The organism is Streptomyces sp. NPDC048288, assembly GCF_043201555.1.
Lineage (GTDB): Bacteria > Actinomycetota > Actinomycetes > Streptomycetales > Streptomycetaceae > Streptomyces.
In genome coordinates, this window is the sequence record NZ_JBICZD010000003.1 from 519695 (window position 1) to 539474 (window position 19780).

General features: G+C 72.0%; 19 protein-coding genes. 4 read left to right on the plus strand and 15 right to left on the minus strand.

Translation table 11 applies throughout. The annotated features are described in order from the left end of the window. Window positions 1-164 precede the first annotated feature (164 nt). From groL to ACGFZS_RS13625, 4 genes are all read right to left on the minus strand, one after another. Window positions 165-1790, minus strand: coding sequence for a chaperonin GroEL (gene groL / locus ACGFZS_RS13610; protein ID WP_355711237.1), 1626 nt, complete (start codon window positions 1788-1790; stop codon window positions 165-167). A 118-nt stretch (window positions 1791-1908) separates the two neighbouring features. Further along, entirely contained in the window at window positions 1909-2217 is a 309-nt protein-coding gene (groES, locus tag ACGFZS_RS13615; protein ID WP_330459340.1) for a co-chaperone GroES, read from the minus strand. A 236-nt stretch (window positions 2218-2453) separates the two neighbouring features. Next, window positions 2454-3260, minus strand: a complete 807-nt coding sequence (locus ACGFZS_RS13620; RefSeq protein WP_393795219.1) for a polysaccharide deacetylase family protein — start codon at window positions 3258-3260, stop codon at window positions 2454-2456. Further along, window positions 3257-4138, minus strand: a complete 882-nt coding sequence (locus ACGFZS_RS13625) for a polysaccharide deacetylase family protein (RefSeq protein ID WP_393795220.1) — start codon at window positions 4136-4138, stop codon at window positions 3257-3259. The genes ACGFZS_RS13620 and ACGFZS_RS13625 overlap by 4 nt, the downstream gene beginning before the upstream one ends. A gap of 90 nt (window positions 4139-4228) precedes the next feature. Between ACGFZS_RS13625 and ACGFZS_RS13630 the strand changes: the two genes are divergently transcribed. Beyond that, window positions 4229-5398: a methyltransferase domain-containing protein gene (locus ACGFZS_RS13630; RefSeq protein ID WP_393795221.1), complete on the plus strand. Its 1170-nt coding sequence runs from the start codon at window positions 4229-4231 to the stop codon at window positions 5396-5398. A 7-nt stretch (window positions 5399-5405) separates the two neighbouring features. Here ACGFZS_RS13630 and ACGFZS_RS13635 read toward each other — a convergent pair whose 3' ends face one another. After that, window positions 5406-5813, minus strand: coding sequence for a VOC family protein (locus tag ACGFZS_RS13635; protein ID WP_393795222.1), 408 nt, complete (start codon window positions 5811-5813; stop codon window positions 5406-5408). 114 nt (window positions 5814-5927) lie between these two features. Between ACGFZS_RS13635 and ACGFZS_RS13640 the strand changes: the two genes are divergently transcribed. Continuing rightward, window positions 5928-6935 (plus strand): helix-turn-helix transcriptional regulator, encoded by a 1008-nt coding sequence (locus ACGFZS_RS13640; protein ID WP_393795223.1) that lies wholly within the window; start codon window positions 5928-5930, stop codon window positions 6933-6935. Between the two features lie 153 nt (window positions 6936-7088). On the opposite strand, the gene ACGFZS_RS13645 is transcribed toward ACGFZS_RS13640, so the two are convergent. The 5 genes from ACGFZS_RS13645 to ACGFZS_RS13665 form a co-directional block, all read right to left on the minus strand. After that, window positions 7089-8351, minus strand: coding sequence for an RNA polymerase sigma factor (locus ACGFZS_RS13645; protein WP_393538067.1), 1263 nt, complete (start codon window positions 8349-8351; stop codon window positions 7089-7091). Between the two features lie 67 nt (window positions 8352-8418). After that, a complete protein-coding gene (locus ACGFZS_RS13650; RefSeq protein ID WP_393795224.1) occupies window positions 8419-8775 on the minus strand; it encodes a YciI family protein in 357 nt (118 codons plus the stop codon). Between the two features lie 147 nt (window positions 8776-8922). Beyond that, a complete protein-coding gene (locus tag ACGFZS_RS13655; protein WP_359215414.1) occupies window positions 8923-9885 on the minus strand; it encodes an LCP family protein in 963 nt (320 codons plus the stop codon). A gap of 187 nt (window positions 9886-10072) precedes the next feature. Next, on the minus strand, window positions 10073-11416 hold the full coding sequence (locus tag ACGFZS_RS13660; RefSeq protein WP_393795225.1) for an endo-1,4-beta-xylanase: 1344 nt from the start codon (window positions 11414-11416) through the stop codon (window positions 10073-10075). Window positions 11417-11527: 111 nt separating this feature from the next. Then, window positions 11528-12559: a LacI family DNA-binding transcriptional regulator gene (locus ACGFZS_RS13665; RefSeq protein ID WP_393795226.1), complete on the minus strand. Its 1032-nt coding sequence runs from the start codon at window positions 12557-12559 to the stop codon at window positions 11528-11530. A 121-nt stretch (window positions 12560-12680) separates the two neighbouring features. Between ACGFZS_RS13665 and ACGFZS_RS13670 the strand changes: the two genes are divergently transcribed. Next, window positions 12681-14978, plus strand: coding sequence for a glycoside hydrolase family 3 N-terminal domain-containing protein (locus tag ACGFZS_RS13670; RefSeq protein WP_393795227.1), 2298 nt, complete (start codon window positions 12681-12683; stop codon window positions 14976-14978). Window positions 14979-15065: 87 nt separating this feature from the next. Here the strand turns inward: ACGFZS_RS13670 and ACGFZS_RS13675 are convergent, their stop codons facing one another. Next, window positions 15066-15737, minus strand: a complete 672-nt coding sequence (locus tag ACGFZS_RS13675) for a winged helix-turn-helix transcriptional regulator (RefSeq protein ID WP_393795228.1) — start codon at window positions 15735-15737, stop codon at window positions 15066-15068. Window positions 15738-15813: 76 nt separating this feature from the next. On the opposite strand from ACGFZS_RS13675, the gene ACGFZS_RS13680 reads away from it, so the two are divergent. Beyond that, complete coding sequence (locus ACGFZS_RS13680; protein WP_393795229.1) at window positions 15814-16242, plus strand: organic hydroperoxide resistance protein; 429 nt, start codon at window positions 15814-15816, stop codon at window positions 16240-16242. Here the strand turns inward: ACGFZS_RS13680 and ACGFZS_RS13685 are convergent. From ACGFZS_RS13685 to rimI, 4 genes are all read right to left on the minus strand, one after another. Beyond that, on the minus strand, window positions 16223-17782 hold the full coding sequence (locus tag ACGFZS_RS13685) for a hypothetical protein (protein WP_393795230.1): 1560 nt from the start codon (window positions 17780-17782) through the stop codon (window positions 16223-16225). The genes ACGFZS_RS13680 and ACGFZS_RS13685 overlap by 20 nt on opposite strands. Window positions 17783-17932: 150 nt before the next feature. Further along, complete coding sequence (locus ACGFZS_RS13690; RefSeq protein WP_393795231.1) at window positions 17933-18196, minus strand: hypothetical protein; 264 nt, start codon at window positions 18194-18196, stop codon at window positions 17933-17935. After that, window positions 18193-19287 (minus strand): tRNA (adenosine(37)-N6)-threonylcarbamoyltransferase complex transferase subunit TsaD, encoded by a 1095-nt coding sequence (tsaD, locus tag ACGFZS_RS13695; protein ID WP_393795232.1) that lies wholly within the window; start codon window positions 19285-19287, stop codon window positions 18193-18195. Before tsaD ends, ACGFZS_RS13690 begins: the two co-directional genes overlap by 4 nt. After that, window positions 19280-19777 (minus strand): ribosomal protein S18-alanine N-acetyltransferase, encoded by a 498-nt coding sequence (gene rimI, locus ACGFZS_RS13700; protein WP_359215412.1) that lies wholly within the window; start codon window positions 19775-19777, stop codon window positions 19280-19282. Before rimI ends, tsaD begins: the two co-directional genes overlap by 8 nt. Window positions 19778-19780: the final 3 nt, after the last annotated feature.

A 19780-nucleotide genomic window follows, 5' to 3' on the forward strand; every position in this document is an offset into this window, starting at 1 on the left:
GCAGACGCACCACATGACGAGTGACAGTGCGATGGGTGACAAGGAGGCCTCGGCCTCCAGGCTCAGCGGGCATCACAGCCGCCCTCACGAACGTGCGGTGCACTGAGGCCCGCCACCACTCGGGTGACGGGCCTCAGTTCAGCCGTCTGCCGTACTGCCGTACGTCAGTGGGCGTGGCCGTGGGAGTGGCCGGCCGCGGCGGGCTCTTCCTCTTCCTTCTTCTCGACGACCAGGGTCTCGGTCGTCAGGAGGAGGGAGGCGATGGAGGCGGCGTTCTCCAGGGCGGAGCGGGTGACCTTGACCGGGTCGATGACGCCGGCCTTGACCAGGTCGCCGTACTCGCCGGTGGCGGCGTTGAAGCCCTGGCCCTTGTCGAGCTCGGCGACCTTGGAGGTGATGACGTAGCCCTCCAGGCCGGCGTTCTCGGCGATCCAGCGCAGCGGCTCGACGACGGCGCGGCGGACGACGGCGACACCGGTCGCCTCGTCGCCGGTCTTGCCGAGGCCGTCCTCCAGCACCTTCGCGGCGTGGACCAGCGCGGAGCCACCACCGGAGACGATGCCCTCCTCGACCGCGGCGCGGGTCGCGGAGATGGCGTCCTCCAGACGGTGCTTCTTCTCCTTCAGCTCCACCTCGGTGGCGGCGCCGACCTTGATCACGCACACGCCGCCGGCCAGCTTCGCGAGGCGCTCCTGGAGCTTCTCGCGGTCCCAGTCGGAGTCGGTGTTCTCGATCTCGGCCTTGATCTGGGCGACGCGGCCGGTGACCGCGCCGGAGTCACCGGCACCGTCGACGACCGTGGTGTCGTCCTTGGTGACCGTGACACGGCGGGCGGAGCCCAGCACGTCCAGGCCGACCTGGTCGAGCTTGAGGCCGACCTCCTCGGAGATGACCGTGGCGCCGGTGAGGATCGCCAGGTCCTCCAGCATCGCCTTGCGGCGGTCGCCGAAGCCGGGGGCCTTGACCGCGACCGCGTTGAAGGTGCCGCGGATCTTGTTGACCACGAGGGTGGAGAGCGCCTCGCCGTCCACGTCCTCGGCGATGATCAGCAGCGGCTTCGAGGCGTTGCCCTGGATGATCTTCTCCAGCAGCGGCAGCAGGTCCGCGATGGAGGAGATCTTGCCCTGGTTGATGAGGATGTAGGGGTCCTCCAGGACCGCCTCCATGCGCTCCTGGTCCGTCACGAAGTACGGCGACAGGTAGCCCTTGTCGAAGGCCATGCCCTCGGTGAAGTCCAGCTCCAGACCGAAGGTGTTGGACTCCTCGACGGTGATGACACCGTCCTTGCCGACCTTGTCCATCGCCTCGGCGATGAGCTCGCCGACCTGCGTGTCCTGGGCGGACAGCGCGGCGACGGCGGCGATGTCGGACTTCTCCTCGATCGGGCGGGCCGTGGCGAGCAGGTCCTCGGAGATGGCGGCGACGGCGGCGTCGATGCCCTTCTTCAGGGCGGCCGGGGAGGCACCCGCGGCGACGTTCTTCAGGCCCTCGCGGACCAGCGCCTGGGCCAGCACGGTGGCGGTGGTCGTACCGTCACCCGCGATGTCGTTGGTCTTGGTCGCCACCTCCTTCACCAGCTGCGCGCCGAGGTTCTCGTACGGGTCCTCGATCTCGACCTCGCGGGCGATCGTGACACCGTCGTTGGTGATGGTGGGGGCGCCGAACTTCTTGTCGATGACGACGTTGCGGCCCTTGGGGCCGATCGTCACCTTCACCGTGTCGGCAAGCTTGTTGACGCCGCGCTCAAGGGCGCGACGGGCGTCCTCGTCGAACTTCAGGATCTTCGCCATGGGAGCGGTTCAGCCCTCTCGGAAAACGTGAGTGAAACGAGCCGCGCCCCCGACGCCCGGCTTCATGAGATCGCGGGGGCCAGGGGCGCAGTTCACAGCAGGATGTGCTTCGAGTGAACTACTTCTCGATGATCGCGAGCACGTCGCGGGCCGAGAGGACGAGGTACTCGTCGCCGTTGTACTTCACCTCGGTGCCGCCGTACTTGCTGTAGAGCACGATGTCGCCGACCTTGACGTCGAGCGGCAGGCGCTCGCCGTTCTCGAAACGGCCCGGGCCCACGGCGAGGACGGCGCCCTCCTGGGGCTTCTCCTTCGCGGTGTCCGGGATGACCAGGCCGGAGGCCGTGGTCTGCTCGGCGTCGAGCGGCTGGACCACGATGCGGTCCTCAAGCGGCTTGATGGCAACCTTGGAGCTGGTGGTCGTCACGATCCGACCTCCCCCTTCGGAGATCTCACGGGGTTAACTGTCTGAGGTGGCGACCAGGTGGATCCGTCGTCGCGGGTGCCGGACCTGCCCGTCGCGTTGTTGGCACTCTCATCTGCCGAGTGCCAGAGCCGAGACTATGACCGCGATTAGCACTCGGTCAAGCGGAGTGCCAGTTGCCCGTGGCGCGGCGCCGAAAAAACCGGGTCGCCGGACCGGAGAACCCGCCGGTGACCTGCCTACAGGTAGTCCTCGAGGCGCCCCACCGTCAGCCCGCTCGCCTGTACCCGGCGCAGCAGCCGGGCCGTGCGTTCGCGCAGGGCCGGGCCCATGGCCTCGTCGGGGCCGACCAGGACGATGTCGCCGGGGCGGAGCTGCTTCTCGCCGTTCCTGAAGGCGAGCGTGTCGGCCGTCATCGCCGCCCGCCAGAGCACCACCGCCGTCACCCCGCAGTCGGCCGCCGCGCGGAGTGTGGTCGTGTCGTAGGTGCCGTAGGGCGGGCGGAAGAGGTACGGGCGGATGCCGAAGCGGGACTTCAGCTTCTCCTGCTGTCCGCAGATCTCGGCACGCTGGCCCGCGTAGGGCAGCCCGGGCATGGCCGGGTGGTCGAGGGTGTGGTTCTGGACGCTCGCGCCGACCGCCTGGAGCCGGGCGAAGTGGCCGTAGCCGGGGCCGACCACGCTGTCCGTGAGGAACATCGTCACGGGCAGGCGCAGCTCGCGGACCATGTCCACGAAGCGGGGGTCCTTCTCGGCGCCGTCGTCGTAGGTCAGGAAGACCACCCGGTCGGCGGTGGGGACGTGGTCGACGACCGGGGGGAGGGCCGAGCGGAAGGAGAGCGGGTGGGACGGCGGGCGCGGGGCGGCCGGCAGGGGCGCGCTCAGGCCCCAGTGCCGGTAGGCCTGTTCGCCGGCCGGGCCGTGCGGCCGTACCCCGTCGGCCGCCTTCCTGCCGAGCCGTTCGATGGGGTCCACGGACTGGGCGCAGCCCGCGAGCAGGAGGGCGACGGCGGCCAGGAACGCCACCGTCGCCCTCGCGCGGCTCACAGGTAGTCCTCCAGGCGCGCCACCGCGTAGCCCTCGCGCGTGACCTTGTTCAGAAAGCGGCGCATGTCGTCGACCATCGTGCCGTCCCAGTCGCTGCGGCCCCGGAAGTGCGTGAGCACGATGTCACCGGGGTGCAGACCGCGGTCCCACTCGCGGTACTCCCAGTGGTCGACGAACACCTCCTCGTCCCAGATCGGCGCGTACTTGATGCCGCAGGTCCTGGCGGCGCGCAGGGTGTCGCCGTTGTAGTTGCCGTAGGGCGGGCGGAAGACGGTCGGGGCCTTGCCGAACTCCCGCTTCATGATCTCCTGCATGCCGCAGATCTCGTGCTTCTGCTCCTCGTAGGTCAGGCCCGGCAGGTAGGGGTGGGTCAGGGTGTGGTTGTTGAGGGTGTGGCCCTCGGCCTGCATCTTCCGGAAGTAGCCGTAGTCGTCCTTGACCAGGTAGTTGCTGAGGAACGCGGTGTAGGGGATCCGCAGGTCGCTCATCATGCGGAGGAACGCCGGGTCCTTCTCCGAGCCGTCGTCGATGGTCAGGAAGACGACCTTCTGCTTCGTCGGGACCGTGGTGAAGACCGGCGGCAGCTCGTCCTCCACCTGCCCGTCCACCTCGAACCCGTCGCGAGCGGTGATCCTCGGCTTCTGCGTCGGCGGGGCCGGGGGCCGCAGCGGGACCGCGTTCAGCCCCCAGCGCTTGGCGGCGGCCACCAGGGCGGCGTGGGCTTCGGCGGCGGCGTTCCGGTGCGGCTGCTGACCGGCGGCGGGGCGGGCGGCGGAACCGTCGGGCCCCGCGCAGCCGGACACCAGGGCGGCGACGGCCAGCAGGCCCGCCACACCCACTCTGAACCCATTTTTGTCATTTTGTACGACTGCTCGCATGGCGTCGGATCCTTCCAGGCCCCTCCCCGGAACCGGGGCAGACACCTCGGCCGGAGGCGAACCATCCACCGACTGGCCGACAATGACCCGGTGAACGACCACCTCGCCCCCCTGCTCACCCCCGAAGGCCACGCCCTCCTCGCCGAGGTGCGCGGCACCGCGCCCGCCGACGAACTCGCCGTGGCCACCCGGCTGCGCCGCACCCACCCCGCCGAGCTGGTGTCGGCGGCGCTCGCCCAGGCCCGGCTGCGGCAGCGGGCGGCGGCGAAGTTCGGCGAGGCGGACGCGGACCGCATGTTCTTCACGCCGAACGGGGTCGAGCAGTCGACGCGGGCGAGTGTCGCCACGTACCGGGCCGAGCGGCTGAAGACGCTGGGGGTCTCCTCCGTCGCCGACCTGTGCTGCGGGATCGGGGGCGACGCGATCGCCCTCGCGCGGGCCGGGATCCGGGTGCTGGCCGTGGACCGGGACCCGGTGACGGCGCGGACCGCGCGGGCGAACGCCGACGCGCTGGGCCTGGCCGACCTGATCGAGGTCCGGGAGGCGGACGTCACGGAGGTGGACACGGCGGGCTGGGACGCCGTCTTCGTCGACCCGGCCCGGCGCGGCGGCCGTGGCCGCGTCTTCGATCCGGAGGCCTACTCACCGCCGCTGTCCTGGGCGGTCGGAGCCGCGTCGACGGCCAGGGTCGCCGCACTGAAGATCGCCCCCGGCATCCCGCACGAAACGGTCCCGGCGGACGCCGAGGCGGAGTGGATCTCGGACGCGGGGGACGTGAAGGAGGCGGTCCTCTGGTTCGGGACGGAACCGGGGGCGGTCCGCGCCACCCTCCTGCCCGGCCCGCGCACCCTGCTCGGCCGGGGCCTGCCCGACCCCGAGGTCCGGCCCGTGGGGCGGTACCTGTACGAACCCGACGGCGCCGTCATCCGCGCCCACCTGGTCGCCGAGGTGGCCGAGGAACTGGACGGAGGCCTGATCGACCCGACGATCGCCTACATCACGGCCGACGCGCTCCACGCCACCGCCTACGCGACGCCGTACGAGATCACCGACCAGCTCCCGTTCAACGTCAAGAAGCTGAAGGCGCTGCTGCGGGAGCGCGAGGTCGGGATCCTGACCGTGAAGAAGCGGGGCTCGGCCGTCGAGCCGGAGGAGCTGCGCCGCAAGGTCAAGCCGCAGGGTCCGAACTCGGCGACCGTGTTCCTGACCCGGGTGGCGGGGGCACCGACGATGCTGGTGGGCCACCCGGCCCGGCCCTAGCCACCGGTCAGCGGGCTCGGCGGGCGAACTTCTCGACGGCCGCCGGGGTGACGGGGGTGAAGAAGTTGACGAGGTTGCCGTCGGGGTCGCGGAAGAGCAGTGAACGGTTGCCCCAGGGCATCGTGGTGGGCCCGGCGACGAAGTCGGTGACGAAGTCGGCGAGGTTGCGGTGGACGCGGTCCACGTCGTCGACGAGGAACTCCGTGATCACGCTCTGGTTGGCCGCCGGGCGGGCCGAGTCCGGGGCGAAGAGCGGGACCGTGCGGGTGCCGGCGATCGCGAGGGTGGCGCCGGCGGTCCTGAGCTCGGCGAAGTCCTCGGTGGCCCACGCCGCCCGCACCCCCGTGGCGCGCTCGTAGAACCCGACGAGGCGTGCCACGTCGCCGGTGATGATGCGGATCGAGACGAAGTCCATGCGATCTCCCTGGCTGTGCCGTGCTGATGCGGTGCGGTGCGGAAAGGCGTGCACCGCGCAGGCTAGGAGAAATAGGGGACAGAATCGGTCCTCTATTCGCGTTAGGCTGCGGACATGCCCCGACCCACCGGCCGCGTGCTGACCCTCCTGGAGCTGCTGCAGTCGGGCGGCACCCGGACGGTGGCCGAACTCGCCGACCGGCTCGGCGTCGAAGGCCGCACCGTGCGGCGGTACGTGGACCAGCTGATCGAGCTGGACGTGCCCGTGGAGTCGGTGCGCGGCCGCTACGGCGGCTACCGGCTCGCCCCCGGGCACCGCCTGCCGCCGCTCATGCTCAGCGACGAAGAGGCGCTGGCCGTGCTCCTCGGCCTGGTCGCCGGCCGCCGGACCGGACTGACGACGGCGCAGCGCACGGCGGGCGAGACGGCGGCGGCGAAGATCCGGCGGGTGCTGCCCCGGCACCTCGCGGGCCGCCTCGACACGCTCCTGGACGCCCTCGACTTCACGGACCGGCCCGGCGAGTTCGACACCCCGGACGCCGAGGTGCTGCTCACCGTCGCCGACGCGGTCCGCCACCGCCGGCCGCTCTCGGTCCACTACACCGACCGCGACGGCCGGCGCGGCGAACGCACCCTGCACGCCTACGGGATCGTCGCCCACGCGGGCCGCTGGTACGTCACGGGCGAGGACGCCCGGCTCGGCGAGGACCGAACCCTCCGGCTCGACCGCATCGCGGCCGCGCGGATCCTGCCCGGCTCGTTCGAGGTGCCCGAGGGCCCCGGTCCGGCGGAACGGGTGCTGGCGGGGTTCGCCACCGCCGAGTACCGGCACCGGGTGACCCTGCGGATCCACGGGACGGTCGGGCAGATCCGCGCCCGCCTGCCCGCGAGCGTCGCGAGCATCGCCGAGGAACCGACCGGGCCGGGCGGGCCGACCGGGCCGGACGGGGACCCGGCGGCCGAGTGCTGGCGGCGCGTCGAACTGCGGGCGGAACGGCTCGACTGGCTGCCCCCGGTCCTCGCCTCGCTCGACCGGCCGTTCGCCGTCGAGGGCCCCGCCGAACTGCGCGACCTCGTCACCGCGTTCGCCGACCGCCTCACGTCGTACGCCCGCCGGAGCTGACCGCACGAGAAGCCGACCGCAGGAGAGGCTGACCGCACGAGAAGCCGACCGCAGGAGAGACTGACCGCGCGAGAAGCCGACCGCAGGAGAGACTGACCGCGCGAGAAGCCGACACCACGAGAAGCTCACGGCACGCGGTACCGACGGCGGGGCCTAGGCCTCCTCCGCCCGCCGCCGCAGCAGTTCCCGCTCCCGTTCGTTGCGCGCCAGCGCCGCCGCCCGCTCGAACTCCGCGCGGGCCTCGGCGCCGCGCCCGAGGCGGGCCAGCAGGTCGCCGCGGACGCTGGGCAGCAGGTGGTAGTCGCGCAGGGCGGGTTCGGCGGTCAGCGCGTCCACGATCGGCAGGGCCGCCGCCGGCCCCCGGTCCATCGACACCGCCACCGCCCGGTTCAGCTCGACGACGGGGGACGGGGCCCGGACCGCCAGCAGGCCGTACAGCGTGGCGATGGCCGTCCAGTCGGTCTCCTCGTAGGTGTAGGCGTGCGCGTGGCAGGCGGCGATGGCCGCCTGGAGGGCGTACGGGCCCGGGGCGCCCGTCGCGGTGGCGTCCGCGCGGGCGAGGGCCCTGATGCCGCGGGCGACGAGCATGCGGTTCCAGCGGCGCCGGTTCTGGTCCTTGAGCAGGACCGGTTCGCCGCCGGGGCCGGTGCGGGCCGCGGTCCGGGAGGACTGGAACTCCAGCAGCGAGGTGAGGGCGTGCACCTCCGGCTCCTTCGGCATCAGCCCGGAGAGCACCCGGGCCAGCCGCAGGGCGTCCTCGCACAGCGCCGGGCGCAGCCAGTCGTCGCCCGTCGTGGCCGCGTACCCCTCGTTGTGGATCAGGTAGATGACGTCGAGCACGGAGCCGAGCCGGGCCTCGCGGTCCGGGCCGTACGGCACCTCGAAGGCGATGTTCCTGGCGGCGAGGGTGCGCTTGGCGCGGACGATGCGCTGGGCGATCGTCGGTTCCGGGACCAGGAAGGCGCGGGCGATCTCGGCGGTGCTCAGGCCGCCGAGGAGGCGCAGGGTGAGGGCGATGCGGGCCTCGGGCGACAGCACCGGATGGCAGGCGGTGAAGACGAGCCGGAGCAGGTCGTCGTCGATGTCGTCCGGGTCGGCGGGCTCCTCGGGCGGGGCGGTGGTCTCCGTGTCGCGGCCGATCTCCGCGAGCTTGCGGGCGTAGTTCTCCCGGCGCCTGATCAGGTCGACGGCGCGATGGCGGGCGGTGGCCATGAGCCAGGCGCCCGGGTTGTCGGGCACCCCGTCGCGGGGCCACTGCTCCAGGGCGGCGACCAGGGCGTCCTGCGCCAGCTCCTCCGCGATGCCGACGTCCCGGACGATCCGGGCGACGCCGGCGATCACGCGGGGCGACTCCAGACGGAAGACGGTCTCGATGGCGTGGCGGGCGCCTGCCTCGGCGGGGGGCTGTGTGCTCACAGCCCCCCATGCAACACCCACCGTCGGACGTGCGCCAGGAAGACAGGAAGGCAGGAAGGCAGGAAGGTCAGCCCTCCGCGATCTCCCGCAGCTCGCAGGTCACCGTCCAGAACTCCTCGTGCACCTTGAGGAACCGCTTGGTCCACTCCAGGGCCTCGGCCTTGTCCTTGCACTGCATGATCGCGTAGCCGCCGATGACCTCCTTGGACTCGGTGAACGGCCCGTCGGTGACGGAGATCTTGCCGCCCTCCCAGTGCACCCGGGTGCCGTCGGCGGACGGCGTCAGCCCGGCGGTGTCCAGCATCACGCCGGCCTTGGTGACCTCCTCGATCAGCTCGCCCATCCGCTGCATCAGCGCCTCGCTGGGGCCCTCGGCGGGAGCGGAGGCCTCTTCGATGCGCACGAGCGACAGGTAACGCGGCATGGTGACTCCTTCGGTAGGACGGCGGGCTCTTCTCCCGCCTCTCACCCTTGCGTCGAACGGGGTCCGCCGGGATCGACACGCCTGCCGGAATTCCCCGAAGTTTTTTTCCGGCCCGCTCCCAGCCCGCTCCCGGCGCCCGCCCGTGCGCTACCGCAGCGACTTCCACAGCTTGCTCGCCGCCGGTTCCTCGGCGACCACCCGGTTGGGGTCGGAGGGCGCGGTGACCACGGGCATCATCACGGTCTTGAGGTGGTCGGAGGTGAGGCCCTTCAGGCTCTGGCCGAGGCGCATCAGCTCGCTGAGGGAGTCCAGGCCGGTGTCGGTGGTGAGGCTGGAGGTGACCGCGTCGGCGACCTCGTAGAGCTTGGCCGGGTTGCTGAGCAGGCTGATGGAGGCCATCTGGTCGAGGAGGGCCTTGACCAGTTTCTGCTGGAGGCCTATCCGGCCGAGGTCGCTGCCGTCGCCTATGCCGTGCCGGGTGCGGGCGAGCGCCAGGGCCGTCTTGCCGTCGAGCCGGTGGGTGCCCTTCTTCAGGTGCAGATGGCTGTCGTCGTCGTCGATGTCCTGGTCGGTCGTCACGGTCACCCCGCCGAGCGCGTTCACCAGCTTCGCGAAGCCCGAGAAGTCGATCTCCAGGTAGTGGTCCATCCGTACGCCGGTGATCGACTCGACCGTCTTCACCGCGCACACCGCCCCGCCCACCGAGTAGGCGCTGTTGAACATGGAGTTGTAGGCCACCGCCGTCGAGCCGCCCGAGGACAGCGGGCAGGAGGGGCGGGTGACCAGGGTGTCGCGCGGGATGCTGACGACGGTGGCCGAGGTGCGGCCCGCGTCGATGTGCACGACCATCGCCGTGTCGGAGCGGGCGCCCCCGCTGTGCCCGCCGCCGAGCGCCTGGTTCGCCTTGCCGCTGCGCGAGTCCGAGCCCAGCACCAGGATGTTCACCGAGCCGGTGGGCAGCGGGGACGCGGAGGCGGACGCGGACGCCGTCGGCGTCGTCACCGCCTTCGCCGGCCGGTCGTCCCCGAGCGCGCTGTTGATGTCGACGCTCTTGATGTTGTCGTTGAGGTGCACATAGGCCCACCCCGCTGCCGCGATGCCGAGCGTCATGACCCCCGCCAGGGTGAGGCCGACGATCTTCAGCGCCCGCGACCGCCGGCCCACCCGTCTGCCCGCTTCGCCTTGCTCCTCGTGTCCCGTCACGGGCAGGAACGTAAATCCGAATTATTAGGAGACTGTTAGTGGAAGCCGCGTGAAGAAGTTTTCTTCGAAAACTCTCACGCTTCTCAGCCCCCGCTTACCCGAGAGTGACGGTCGGCACCGGATTGCTGCCGGTCCAGGAGGCGTTGAAGCCGAAGGACACCGAACCCCCGTCCGGGACCGTCCCGTTGTAGGAGGCGTTCGCGCAGGAGACGGCGGCGGCGGACTGGGTGCAGGTGGCGTTCCAGGCCTGGGTGATCTGCTGTCCGGCGCCGTAGGTCCAGGTCGCCTTCCAGGAGGAGAGGGAGGCGCCGGAGCAGGAGATGGTCACCTGGCCGGTGAAGCCGGTGTTCCACTGGCTGCTCACGCTGTAGGCGGCGGTGCAGGCGCCGGTGGGCGGCGTGGTGGTGGTCCCGCCGAGCGCCTCGGAGATGCCGTAGTACGCCGGTTTCGGGGCGTAGTTCGCGTCGTACGGGGTCGCCGCCCCGTAGCCCGGGAAGGTGCTGTCCACCCAGGAGTCGGAGTCGGTGAAGCCCCACACGGTGACGTTGACGCAGCGGCTCACGGCCACGCAGGCGGCCACCACCGACTTGAAGTCGGCCTTCTGCTGGGCGAGTTCGGTGCTGTCGGCGGGCAGCGCCATCCGGACGTCCAGCTCGGTGATCGCCACGTCGACGCCGAGGTCGGCGAAGCGCTGGATGTTCTGCTGGAGGGTGGCGGGGACCTGGCCGAGGACGAGGTGGGCCTGGAGGCCGACGCCGTCGATCGGGACGCCCGCCGCCTTCAGGGACTTGACCAGGTTGTACAGGGCGGTGCTCTTGGCGTTGACGCCCTCGACGTTGTAGTCGTTGATGTACAGCTTGGCGGCCGGGTCGGCCGCGTGCGCCCAGGTCAGGGCGTTGGCGATGTAGTCGGAGCCGAGGCCGTCGTACCAGAGCGTCGAGCGGTAGCTGCCGTCCTCGTTGAAGGGCTCGTTGACGACGTCCCAGGCGGCGATCTCGCCCTTGTAGCGGCCGACCTCGGTGCTGATGTGGTTCTGCAGCAGGCTGCTGAGCTGGGCGGAGGTCCAGGTGCCGTTCGTCAGCCAGCTGGGGTTCTGGCTGTGCCAGACCAGGGTGTGGCCGCGCACCTGCTGGTTGTGGGCCTGGGCGAAGGCGACGATCTGGTCGGCCTCGGTCCAGTTGAACGTGGACCGGGTGGGCTCGACGGTCCCCCACTTCATGGCGTTGCCCGGGGTGAGCGAGCTGAACTGGCTTCCGGCGAGGTCGCCGTAGGTCCCGGTGAGCTTGGAGCCGGTGACCGCGGTGCCGATGACCTTGCCCTGGGCGGCGGCGAGGTCGCGCAGCGGGATGTCGGCGGCGTGCGCGGCGGGTGCCGTGAAGAGCAGGGCGGCGCCGGTGACCAGGGCCGCCAGTGACAAGCCGGTTCTCAGAGATCTCATTGCGGGTGCCTCCGAAAGTTTCGGTTGTGCAACCGATTGGCTTCGGAGGAGTGTGGGGACGCCCGCACCACCCGTCAATACGTCAACATCCGGCCACTCCCGCCCGGGGCCTCACGGCGCCGGGGGCGCCGCCGTGCTCGACCGCACCACCAGGCTGGTCGCCAGCTCCACCCGGGTGGCGGTCGTCGCCTCCTGCGCCCGCCCCATCTCCAGCACCAGCCGCGCCGCCGCCTCGGCCATCTCGGTGAGCGGCTGCCGTACGGTCGTCAGCGGCGGCCCCACCCACCGGGCCACCGGCAGATCGTCGAACCCGACGATGCTCACGTCCTCCGGGATCCGCAGCCCCAGCTCGCGCGCGGCCTCGTACAGCCCGAGCGCCTGGAGGTCGTTGCCGGTGAAGATCGCGGTGGGCCGGTCGGGCATCCGCAGCAGCTCCAGGCCGAGCCGGTAGCCGGCGTCGTGGTGGAAGTCGCCGGCCTTGACCAGGCCCGGGTCGACGGGGAGCCCGGCGGTCTCCAGCGCGGCCCGGTAGCCGTCCACCCGGGCCCGGCTGCACATCATCCGGGACGGCCCGCTGATCGCCCCGATCCGCCGGTGCCCCAGCTCGACCAGGTGCCGGGTGGCGGCGAGCCCGCCCTGCCAGTTGGTCGCCCCGATCGACGGCACGTCCGGCCCCGGATCGCCCGCCGGGTCCATCACCACGAACGGGATCGACCGGCTCAGCAGCAGCGCCCGCTGCGACTCGTCGAGCCCCGAGAGCACCAGCACCACCCCGTGCGGCCGGCGCGCCGCCACCTGGTCGGCCCAGGTCCGCCCCGGGGTCAGCCGCCCCGCGGACTCGCTCAGCACCACGCTCAGCCCGGCGTCCCGGGCCACGTTCTCGACTCCCCTGATGACCTCCATCGCCCAGGCGCTCTCCAGCTCGTGGAAGACCAGGTCGATCAGCGGCGACCGGGAGGCCTCGGCGCGGCGCCGCCGGTAGCCGTAGGCGCGCAGCAGCTCCTCGACCCGGGTGCGGGTGGCCGGGGCGACGTCCGCACGCCCGTTCAGGACCTTCGAAACAGTCGGAGCGGACACACCGGCCTCACGGGCGATTTCGGCGAGCGTCGCCGTCTGCGTTTCTGTGGGCTTCGGAGGCGTCATGCCCGCGATCGTATCCCCGCGCTCCCCCTTGACGAAGACCTTCGCGCGCCATAGGTTCCCGGAACATTCGGTGTGTGGTACGAAACATTCGCAGCATGCAGAGAGCAGAGACGGGAGTTTCATGACCACCGCTCCTTGGCGCGACCCCGCGCTGCCCGCCACCGCCCGCGTCGACGATCTGCTCTCCCGGATGACCCTGGAGGAGAAGACCGCCCAGCTGTACGGCGTGTGGGTGGGCGCCGCCACCGACGGCGACGGAGTAGCCCCGCTGCAACGCGAGATGACCGCCGACTACGCATGGGAGGAGCTGATCACGCTCGGCCTCGGCCAGCTGACCCGTTCCTTCGGCACCGCCCCCGTGGACCCGGCGCTGGGCGCGCGGGCACTGGCCCGTGCCCAGCGCCGGATCACCGCCGCCGGCCGCTTCGGCATCCCGGCGATCGCCCACGAGGAGTGCCTGGCCGGCTTCACCGCCTGGCAGGCCACCGCCTACCCGGTCCCGCTCGCCTGGGGCGCCGCCTTCGACCCGCCGCTCGTCGAGGAACTGGGCCGCAGGATCGGCGAGGACCTGCGCTCGGTCGGCGTCCACCAGGGCCTGGCCCCCGTCCTGGACGTGGTCCGCGACCCGCGCTGGGGGCGGGTCGAGGAGACGATCGGCGAGGACCCGTACCTGGTGGGCACGGTCGGCACGGCCTACGTCCGGGGCCTGGAGTCGGCCGGGATCATCGCCACGCTGAAACACTTCGCCGGGTACGCCGCCTCCGTCGGCGCCCGCAACCTCGCCCCGGTCCGGGCGGGCGTCCGGGAGTTCGCGGACGTCACCCTGCCCCCCTTCGAGATGGCGCTCCGGGAGGGCGGCGCCCGTTCGGTGATGGCGGCCTACAACGAGACCGACGGCGTCCCCGCTTCCGCCGACCCCCGCCTGCTGACCGAACTCCTCCGCGAGGACTGGAAGTTCGACGGCACGGTGGTCGCCGACTACTTCGGCATCGGCTTCCTCCAGACCCTCCACCGGGTGGCCGGTACGGAGGCGGAGGCGGCCCATCTCGCCCTGGCGGCGGGCATCGACGTCGAACTCCCGACCCTGAAGTGCTACGGCCGCCCGCTCGTGGCAGCGGTCCGCGCGGGCACGGTCCCGGAGTCCCTGGTGGACCGCGCGGCCCGCCGGGTCCTGCTCCAGAAGTGCGAACTGGGCCTGCTGGACGCGGACTGGGACCCCGCGCCAGAAGGCCCCATCGACCTCGACTCGACGGCCAACCGCGCCCTCGCCCGCCGCCTCGCCGAGGAGTCCGTGGTCCTGCTGGACAACCCCGACGGCCTCCTCCCGCTCGCCCCCGACACCCGCGTGGCGGTGGTGGGCCCCCGGGCCGCCGACGCCCTCGCCATGCTCGGCTGCTACTCCTTCCCCTCCCACGTCCTCACCCATCACCCCGAGGCGGACCTGGGCATCTCCATCCCCACCGTCCTCGACTCCCTGCGCGCCGAACTCCCGGACGCGAAGGTGACGTTCGCCGAGGGCTGCGACGTGACGGACCCGGACCCGTCCGGCTTCGCGGAGGCGGTGGCACGCGCGTCCGAGGCCGACGTGTGCGTGGCGGTCCTCGGCGACCGCGCGGGCCTGTTCGGCCGGGGCACCTCGGGCGAGGGCTGCGACGTCACGGACCTCGGGTTGCCGGGCATCCAGGCGGACCTGCTGGACGCACTTCTCTCGACCGGCGTCCCGGTGGTCCTCGTCCTGCTCACCGGCCGCCCGTACGCACTGGGCCGCTGGCACGGCCGGCTCGGCGCGGTCGTCCAGGCGTTCTTCCCCGGCGAGGAGGGCGGCCCGGCGGTGGCGGGAGTACTGGCGGGCCGCGTCAACCCCTCGGGCCGCCTGCCGGTGAGCGTGCCCCGCGAGCCCGGCGGCCAGCCCTGGACCTACCTCCAGCCCCCGCTCGGCCTCGCGGGCGAGGTCAGCAACCTGGACCCGACCCCGCTGTACGCCTTCGGCCACGGCCGCTCCTACACCGCGTTCGCCTGGACCCTCGGCTCACCGGCCACCGCCGAGATCCCCACGGACGGCTCCCACGACGTGACCCTGACCGTCCGCAACACGGGCGACCGCCCGGGCACCGAGGTCGTCCAGCTCTACCTCCACGACCCGGTGGCCTCGGTGACCCGCCCGGACGTCCGCCTGATCGGCTACCAGCGCGTGGACCTGGCCCCGGGCGCATCGCGAAGGGTGACCTTCCACTTCCACGCGGACCTGTCGGCGTTCACGGACCGGGAGGGGGCGCGAGTGGTGGAGCCGGGGGCACTGGAGCTGCGCGTGGGGGCGTCGAGCGCGGACACCCAGAGCACGGTGACCCTACAACTGACCGGTCCGGTACGACGTTTGGGGCCGGACCGGGTGCTGCGCTGCGAGACGGAGCTGGACTGACCGTCAGGCCGCAGCCGTGTGCGCGACGAAGGGGGCCCAAGCGCCACCGCTCATGCACTCAGGGTGACGGTGGCGCGGCTGCGCTGTCTACGGATTCCGGGAATGCGGCAGCGGCAGCGGGAACAGGCCCTTCAGCCTGCGCAACGCCTCCTGGTCGCCGTCGGCGGACGCCACGCCCGTCTCGACGGCTTCCGCGAAGGTGAGGCCCTGGCCGGTCAGGCGGACGAAGGACTCCTCGCTCATCGTGACGGTCGCGTCGGGGTACTGGGCCGGACCGTGCACGGCCTCGACCGTCCCGTCGTCGATCCGGGCGTGGAACACCTCGTCGTCGATCCGGAACTCGTACACCGTACGGAGCCCTGCCGCGGCCTCGGGGTCGAAGCAGGCGCGCAGGCCGAGCACGGCCCAGCCCGGATGGAACGCCTCGGTGTCACGGCGCTCGCCCATCGCCCATTTGAGGCCCCAGCGGGCCAGCTCCAGGATCGCGGGGCCGAGTTCCTCGCCCGCCGGGGTGAGCGCGTAGGCGGGGGTCCGGGCGGGCGGCGGGAGCGTGACCTTGTGGGCGAGGCCCTCGCGCTCGAGGTGTTTGAGGCGCGCGGCCAGCAGTCCCGTACCCAGACCGCGCAGGCTCGCCTGGAGATCGCCGTACCGCTTGGGCCCGGTCAGCAGTTCGCGGATCAGCAGCAGGGTCCAGCGTTCGCCGACGAGGTCGAGGGTGCGCGCGGTGGCGCAGTACTGGTTGTAGGTTCGCTGTTCCACTTCTGAATCATAAGTCATTGACTTCCTGATTTTGAAGTGGGAGGTTCGAACTACGGTAACAACACAGGGGGTTGGGATGAGCAACGCGTTGTACACGGCCCAGGCGCACGTCACCGGCGGCCGCAACGGCCATGGGCGGACGAGCGACGGGCGGCTGGACCTGGAGCTGCGCCTGCCCAAGGAAATGGGCGGCGACGGCGAGGGCGTGAACCCCGAGCAGCTCTTCGCGATCGGTTACGCCGCCTGCTTCGGCACCACGCTCGCCCTCCTCGGGCAGCGCGACGGGCTCCAGGCGGACGACGCGGAGGTCGACGCGTCCGTCTCCCTGGTCCCGGCCGGAGGCGGTCGCCTCCGGCTCGGCACCGAACTGCGGATCTCCCTGCCGTCACTCACGGACGAACAGGCGACCGCGCTGGCCAGGGCGGCCCACCAGGCCTGCCCCTACTCCAACGCCACGCGCGGCAACATCGACGTGGCCCTGACGGTCAACGGCACACGGATCTGAGCCGGAAGGAGGCGAGCCGGGTGTTCCAGTTCCCGGTGCCGTCGGCCGGCTGGTACTGGTTGGTGTACCAGAACGTGCAGTCGTCCACCGGGTCGATCGCCATGGAGGTGTAGTCGCCCCAGCGGTTGCTGCCGGTCTGGGAGCCCGCGCCGGTCCACACGGTGGTCTCGCGGAACGTCATCCGGTTCGGCGGGTCGCCCGCCAGGCGTCCGGTGACCCGGATCGAGGGACGGGTCCGGGCGGACGACTGCGAGTAGCCGAGGGCGATGTCGCCGCTCCTGTTCATGGCCGCGGAACCCATCCACCGGTAGGTGGAGTCCGGGGCGTAGGTGTTCTGCTGGCGGACGACCGGCCGGCCGGCGCGCAGCCCCAGTTCGTACCAGCGCACGCCGACACCGCCACGGGCGTCGACCGCGTGGTTGACGACCAGGGACTCGTGGTCGCCGAAGTTGCGGTAGGCGAACCGGTACATGGGCGAGTAGGAGAGCGAGTCCAGTTTCTGGGCGGTGCCGGCCTGCGGGACGCACTGGGTGGGATCGGTGCTCGCGCAGGCCGGGGTGTAGGGGGCCACCGGCAGCCGGAACGGTCCCGCGAGGGTGGTGCGGCGGTGGTTCTTCCAGTCCGCGTGGAAGCGCCAGTACTGCAGGCTGTTGTCGCCGGTGGGGCCGAGGTTGATCAGCAGGTTGGGCGCGCCGCGCGGGGGCGGATTCGTGCCGTCGAGGTCCGAGCCGATCGGGATGGTCGCCGCCGGGACGTCGAAGCACTGCTGGTCGGCGTCGGCTCCGCGCAGCATCCTCGCCCGGTCCCAGGCGCACGACTCGAAGAGCGGACCGGCCGCGGTGGCGTTCATGTAGTAGGCGTCCGGCCACACCGCGAACTTCGGGTGGTCGGGGAGGTTCCGGTACCCGAAGGCGTAGCGGTAGTACTGGCCGGTCGCGTCCTCGGTCCGGGACACGGCCACGCACACCCGGTTCGTGGTGGTTCCGTCGTCGCTGGCGAACTGGCTGATGACCCAGCGGCGGGCCAGGGAGTCCCAGCGGACCTCGGGGTCCCCGAGGAAGTCGGCCCCGGCGGTCTCGCACGGTCCGCCGAACCCCTTGAACAGGGTCTGGGTCGTGAGCGGTCCCAGCAGCGTGGCACCGGACTTGGAGAACACCGCGAGGTCGAAGTTGGTGATCTCCACGACCTGGCGGGAGCCCACCGAGGCGTTGGGGTCGGGCGGGGTGCCGCCGCCTTCCCGGATGCCCTCGAAACTGACGCCCAGCCGGATCCGGTCCCGGCCGCCGGCCCTGGTGAGGGGCGGGCGCGGCACCGTTCCACGGGGCACGACCCTGGCTCTCCGCCCCAGCTCGCGCAGCGGTGGCGAGGTGTCATGGTGTACTGCGGGGCCGGAGTCGGGGGACCGGGTGGCCCCCGCGTGGACGGCCGGTCCGGGTCCGGTGCCGGCGGCGGGCGGGGCGGACCACGCGGGGGAGGCCGTCAGGGCCGCTCCCACCGAGGCGACGGCGACGATCGAACGCAAGGCGCGGGGTAGGTGCATCTGCCCTCCGAGGCGGGCGGCTCGCTGATGGTGTGGAAATCCAGTTATCCACCTCGCCCGCCCGGCGCTCGGCCGACCGACGCCGTGTCGGGTGCGGCTCAGCCTTTTGGCGCTGCCTTCCAGGGGCTCCAGGGGCCTCGGACAGGGGCCCTAGGGGGTGTCACTCACCGACTCGAACCGCCAGCGGTGGACCGGCCGGGTCACCAAGTCGCCCGGCGGGTCGGGGAGTTCCGGGATGCCCGGGTCGTCGTACGACGCCTCCCACCACGTGATGACCAGCACCCGGTCCTGCGGCGCCCGGAAGGTCTCCCGGCGCGACGGGGCCTCGGGGAGCTTCTGCTCGCGCGCCCAGGCGACCAGCTCCTCGCCCCGGCCCTCCGTCGCCCGCGCCTCCCACATCAGGGCGACCGTCACGAGTAGAGGTTCTCCTTGCTGACCTCGTGCACGTGGTCGTGGTGGTGGGTGCCGGGGACGTGCGGGTCGGTCACGGGCAGGGAGCTGTCCGCCGAGAGGTCCCAGCCGGAGGGGGTCCGGTTGCGGGCGACCATCTCCGCGCCGAGGGCGGCCACCATCGCGCCGTTGTCGGTGCACAGCTTCATGCGCGGCACCCGGAGCTGGACACCGGCCGCCTCGCAGCGCTCCGCCGCGAGGGCGCGCAGCCGGGAGTTGGCGGCGACACCGCCGCCGATCATCAGGTGGTCGACGCCCTCGTCCCGGCAGGCGCGGACGGCCTTGCGGGTCAGGACGTCGACGACCGCCTCCTGGAAGGAGGCCGACACATCGCGGACCGGGACCTCCTCGCCGGCCGCGCGCTTGGCCTCGATCCAGCGGGCCACGGCGGTCTTCAGGCCGGAGAAGGAGAAGTCGTAGGCGGGGTCGCGGGGGCCGGTGAGACCGCGCGGGAAGGCGATCGCCCGCGGGTCGCCCTCCTTCGCGTAGCGGTCGATGACCGGGCCGCCCGGGAAGCCCAGGTTCAGCACCCGCGCGATCTTGTCGAAGGCCTCGCCGGCCGCGTCGTCGATGGTCGCGCCGAGCGGCCGTACGTCGGAGGTGATGTCCGAGGAGAGGAGGAGGGAGGAGTGGCCGCCGGAGACCAGCAGGGCCATCGTCGGCTCGGGCAGCGGGCCGTGCTCCAGCTGGTCGACGCAGATGTGGGAGGCGAGGTGGTTCACGCCGTAGAGGGGCTTGCCGAGGGCGTACGCGTACGCCTTCGCCGCCGAGACGCCGACGAGCAGCGCGCCCGCGAGCCCCGGTCCTGCCGTGACCGCGATGCCGTCCAGGTCCTTCGCGCTCACGCCCGCGTCCTTCAGCGCGCGCTCGATGGTCGGGACCATCGCCTCCAGGTGCGCCCGGGACGCCACCTCCGGCACCACCCCGCCGAAGCGGGCGTGCTCGTCGACGGAGGAGGCGACGGCGTCGGCGAGGAGCGTGGTGCCCCGGACGATGCCGACGCCGGTCTCGTCGCAGGAGGTCTCGATCCCCAGGACCAGGGGTTCGTCAGCCATTGATCTCGGTTCCTTGCACTGAGGAGGAAGGGTCGGTCAGCCGCATCACCAGGGCGTCCACGTTGCCCGGCTGGTAGTAGCCGCGCCGGAACCCGATGGGCTCGAAGCCGAACCGCTCGTAGAGCTTCTGGGCTCGGATGTTGTCGACCCGGCACTCCAGCATGACCTCGGCGCACTCGAAGGCGGTCGCGGCCCGCAGCAGCTCCGTGAGGAGCTCGCCGCCGAGCCCGGTGCCCCACTGGTCACGGCGTACGGCGATGGTCTGGATGTCGCCCACCGGGGCGGCCTCGCCCTCGGGCGCCGCGCCCTGGGCCGCGAGTCCCGCGTAGCCGACGATCCGGTCGCCCTCCAGGGCGACGACGTACCGCCGGGTCGCCTCCGGTCCCCTGGCGTGCGCCAGTTCGGACCAGAACATCCCCCGGGACCAGGCGTCCTCGGGGAACAGGTCCTTCTCCAGCTCCAGGACCGGGTCGATGTCCCACCAGCGCATCTC

Coding starts and splice junctions, on each gene's coding strand:
- ACGFZS_RS13650 (WP_393795224.1), bottom strand. CDS start 8,775: ATGCCGCGTTACCTGTCGCTCGTGCGCATCGAAGAGGCCTCCGCTCCC.
- ACGFZS_RS13665 (WP_393795226.1), bottom strand. CDS start 12,559: ATGACGCCTCCGAAGCCCACAGAAACGCAGACGGCGACGCTCGCCGAA.
- ACGFZS_RS13660 (WP_393795225.1), bottom strand. CDS start 11,416: ATGAGATCTCTGAGAACCGGCTTGTCACTGGCGGCCCTGGTCACCGGC.
- tsaD (WP_393795232.1), bottom strand. CDS start 19,287: ATGGCTGACGAACCCCTGGTCCTGGGGATCGAGACCTCCTGCGACGAG.
- ACGFZS_RS13670 (WP_393795227.1), top strand. CDS start 12,681: ATGACCACCGCTCCTTGGCGCGACCCCGCGCTGCCCGCCACCGCCCGC.
- ACGFZS_RS13685 (WP_393795230.1), bottom strand. CDS start 17,782: ATGCACCTACCCCGCGCCTTGCGTTCGATCGTCGCCGTCGCCTCGGTG.
- ACGFZS_RS13680 (WP_393795229.1), top strand. CDS start 15,814: ATGAGCAACGCGTTGTACACGGCCCAGGCGCACGTCACCGGCGGCCGC.
- rimI (WP_359215412.1), bottom strand. CDS start 19,777: ATGCGCTGGTGGGACATCGACCCGGTCCTGGAGCTGGAGAAGGACCTG.
- ACGFZS_RS13625 (WP_393795220.1), bottom strand. CDS start 4,138: ATGCGAGCAGTCGTACAAAATGACAAAAATGGGTTCAGAGTGGGTGTG.
- ACGFZS_RS13635 (WP_393795222.1), bottom strand. CDS start 5,813: ATGGACTTCGTCTCGATCCGCATCATCACCGGCGACGTGGCACGCCTC.
- groL (WP_355711237.1), bottom strand. CDS start 1,790: ATGGCGAAGATCCTGAAGTTCGACGAGGACGCCCGTCGCGCCCTTGAG.
- ACGFZS_RS13655 (WP_359215414.1), bottom strand. CDS start 9,885: ATGACGCTCGGCATCGCGGCAGCGGGGTGGGCCTATGTGCACCTCAAC.
- ACGFZS_RS13640 (WP_393795223.1), top strand. CDS start 5,928: ATGCCCCGACCCACCGGCCGCGTGCTGACCCTCCTGGAGCTGCTGCAG.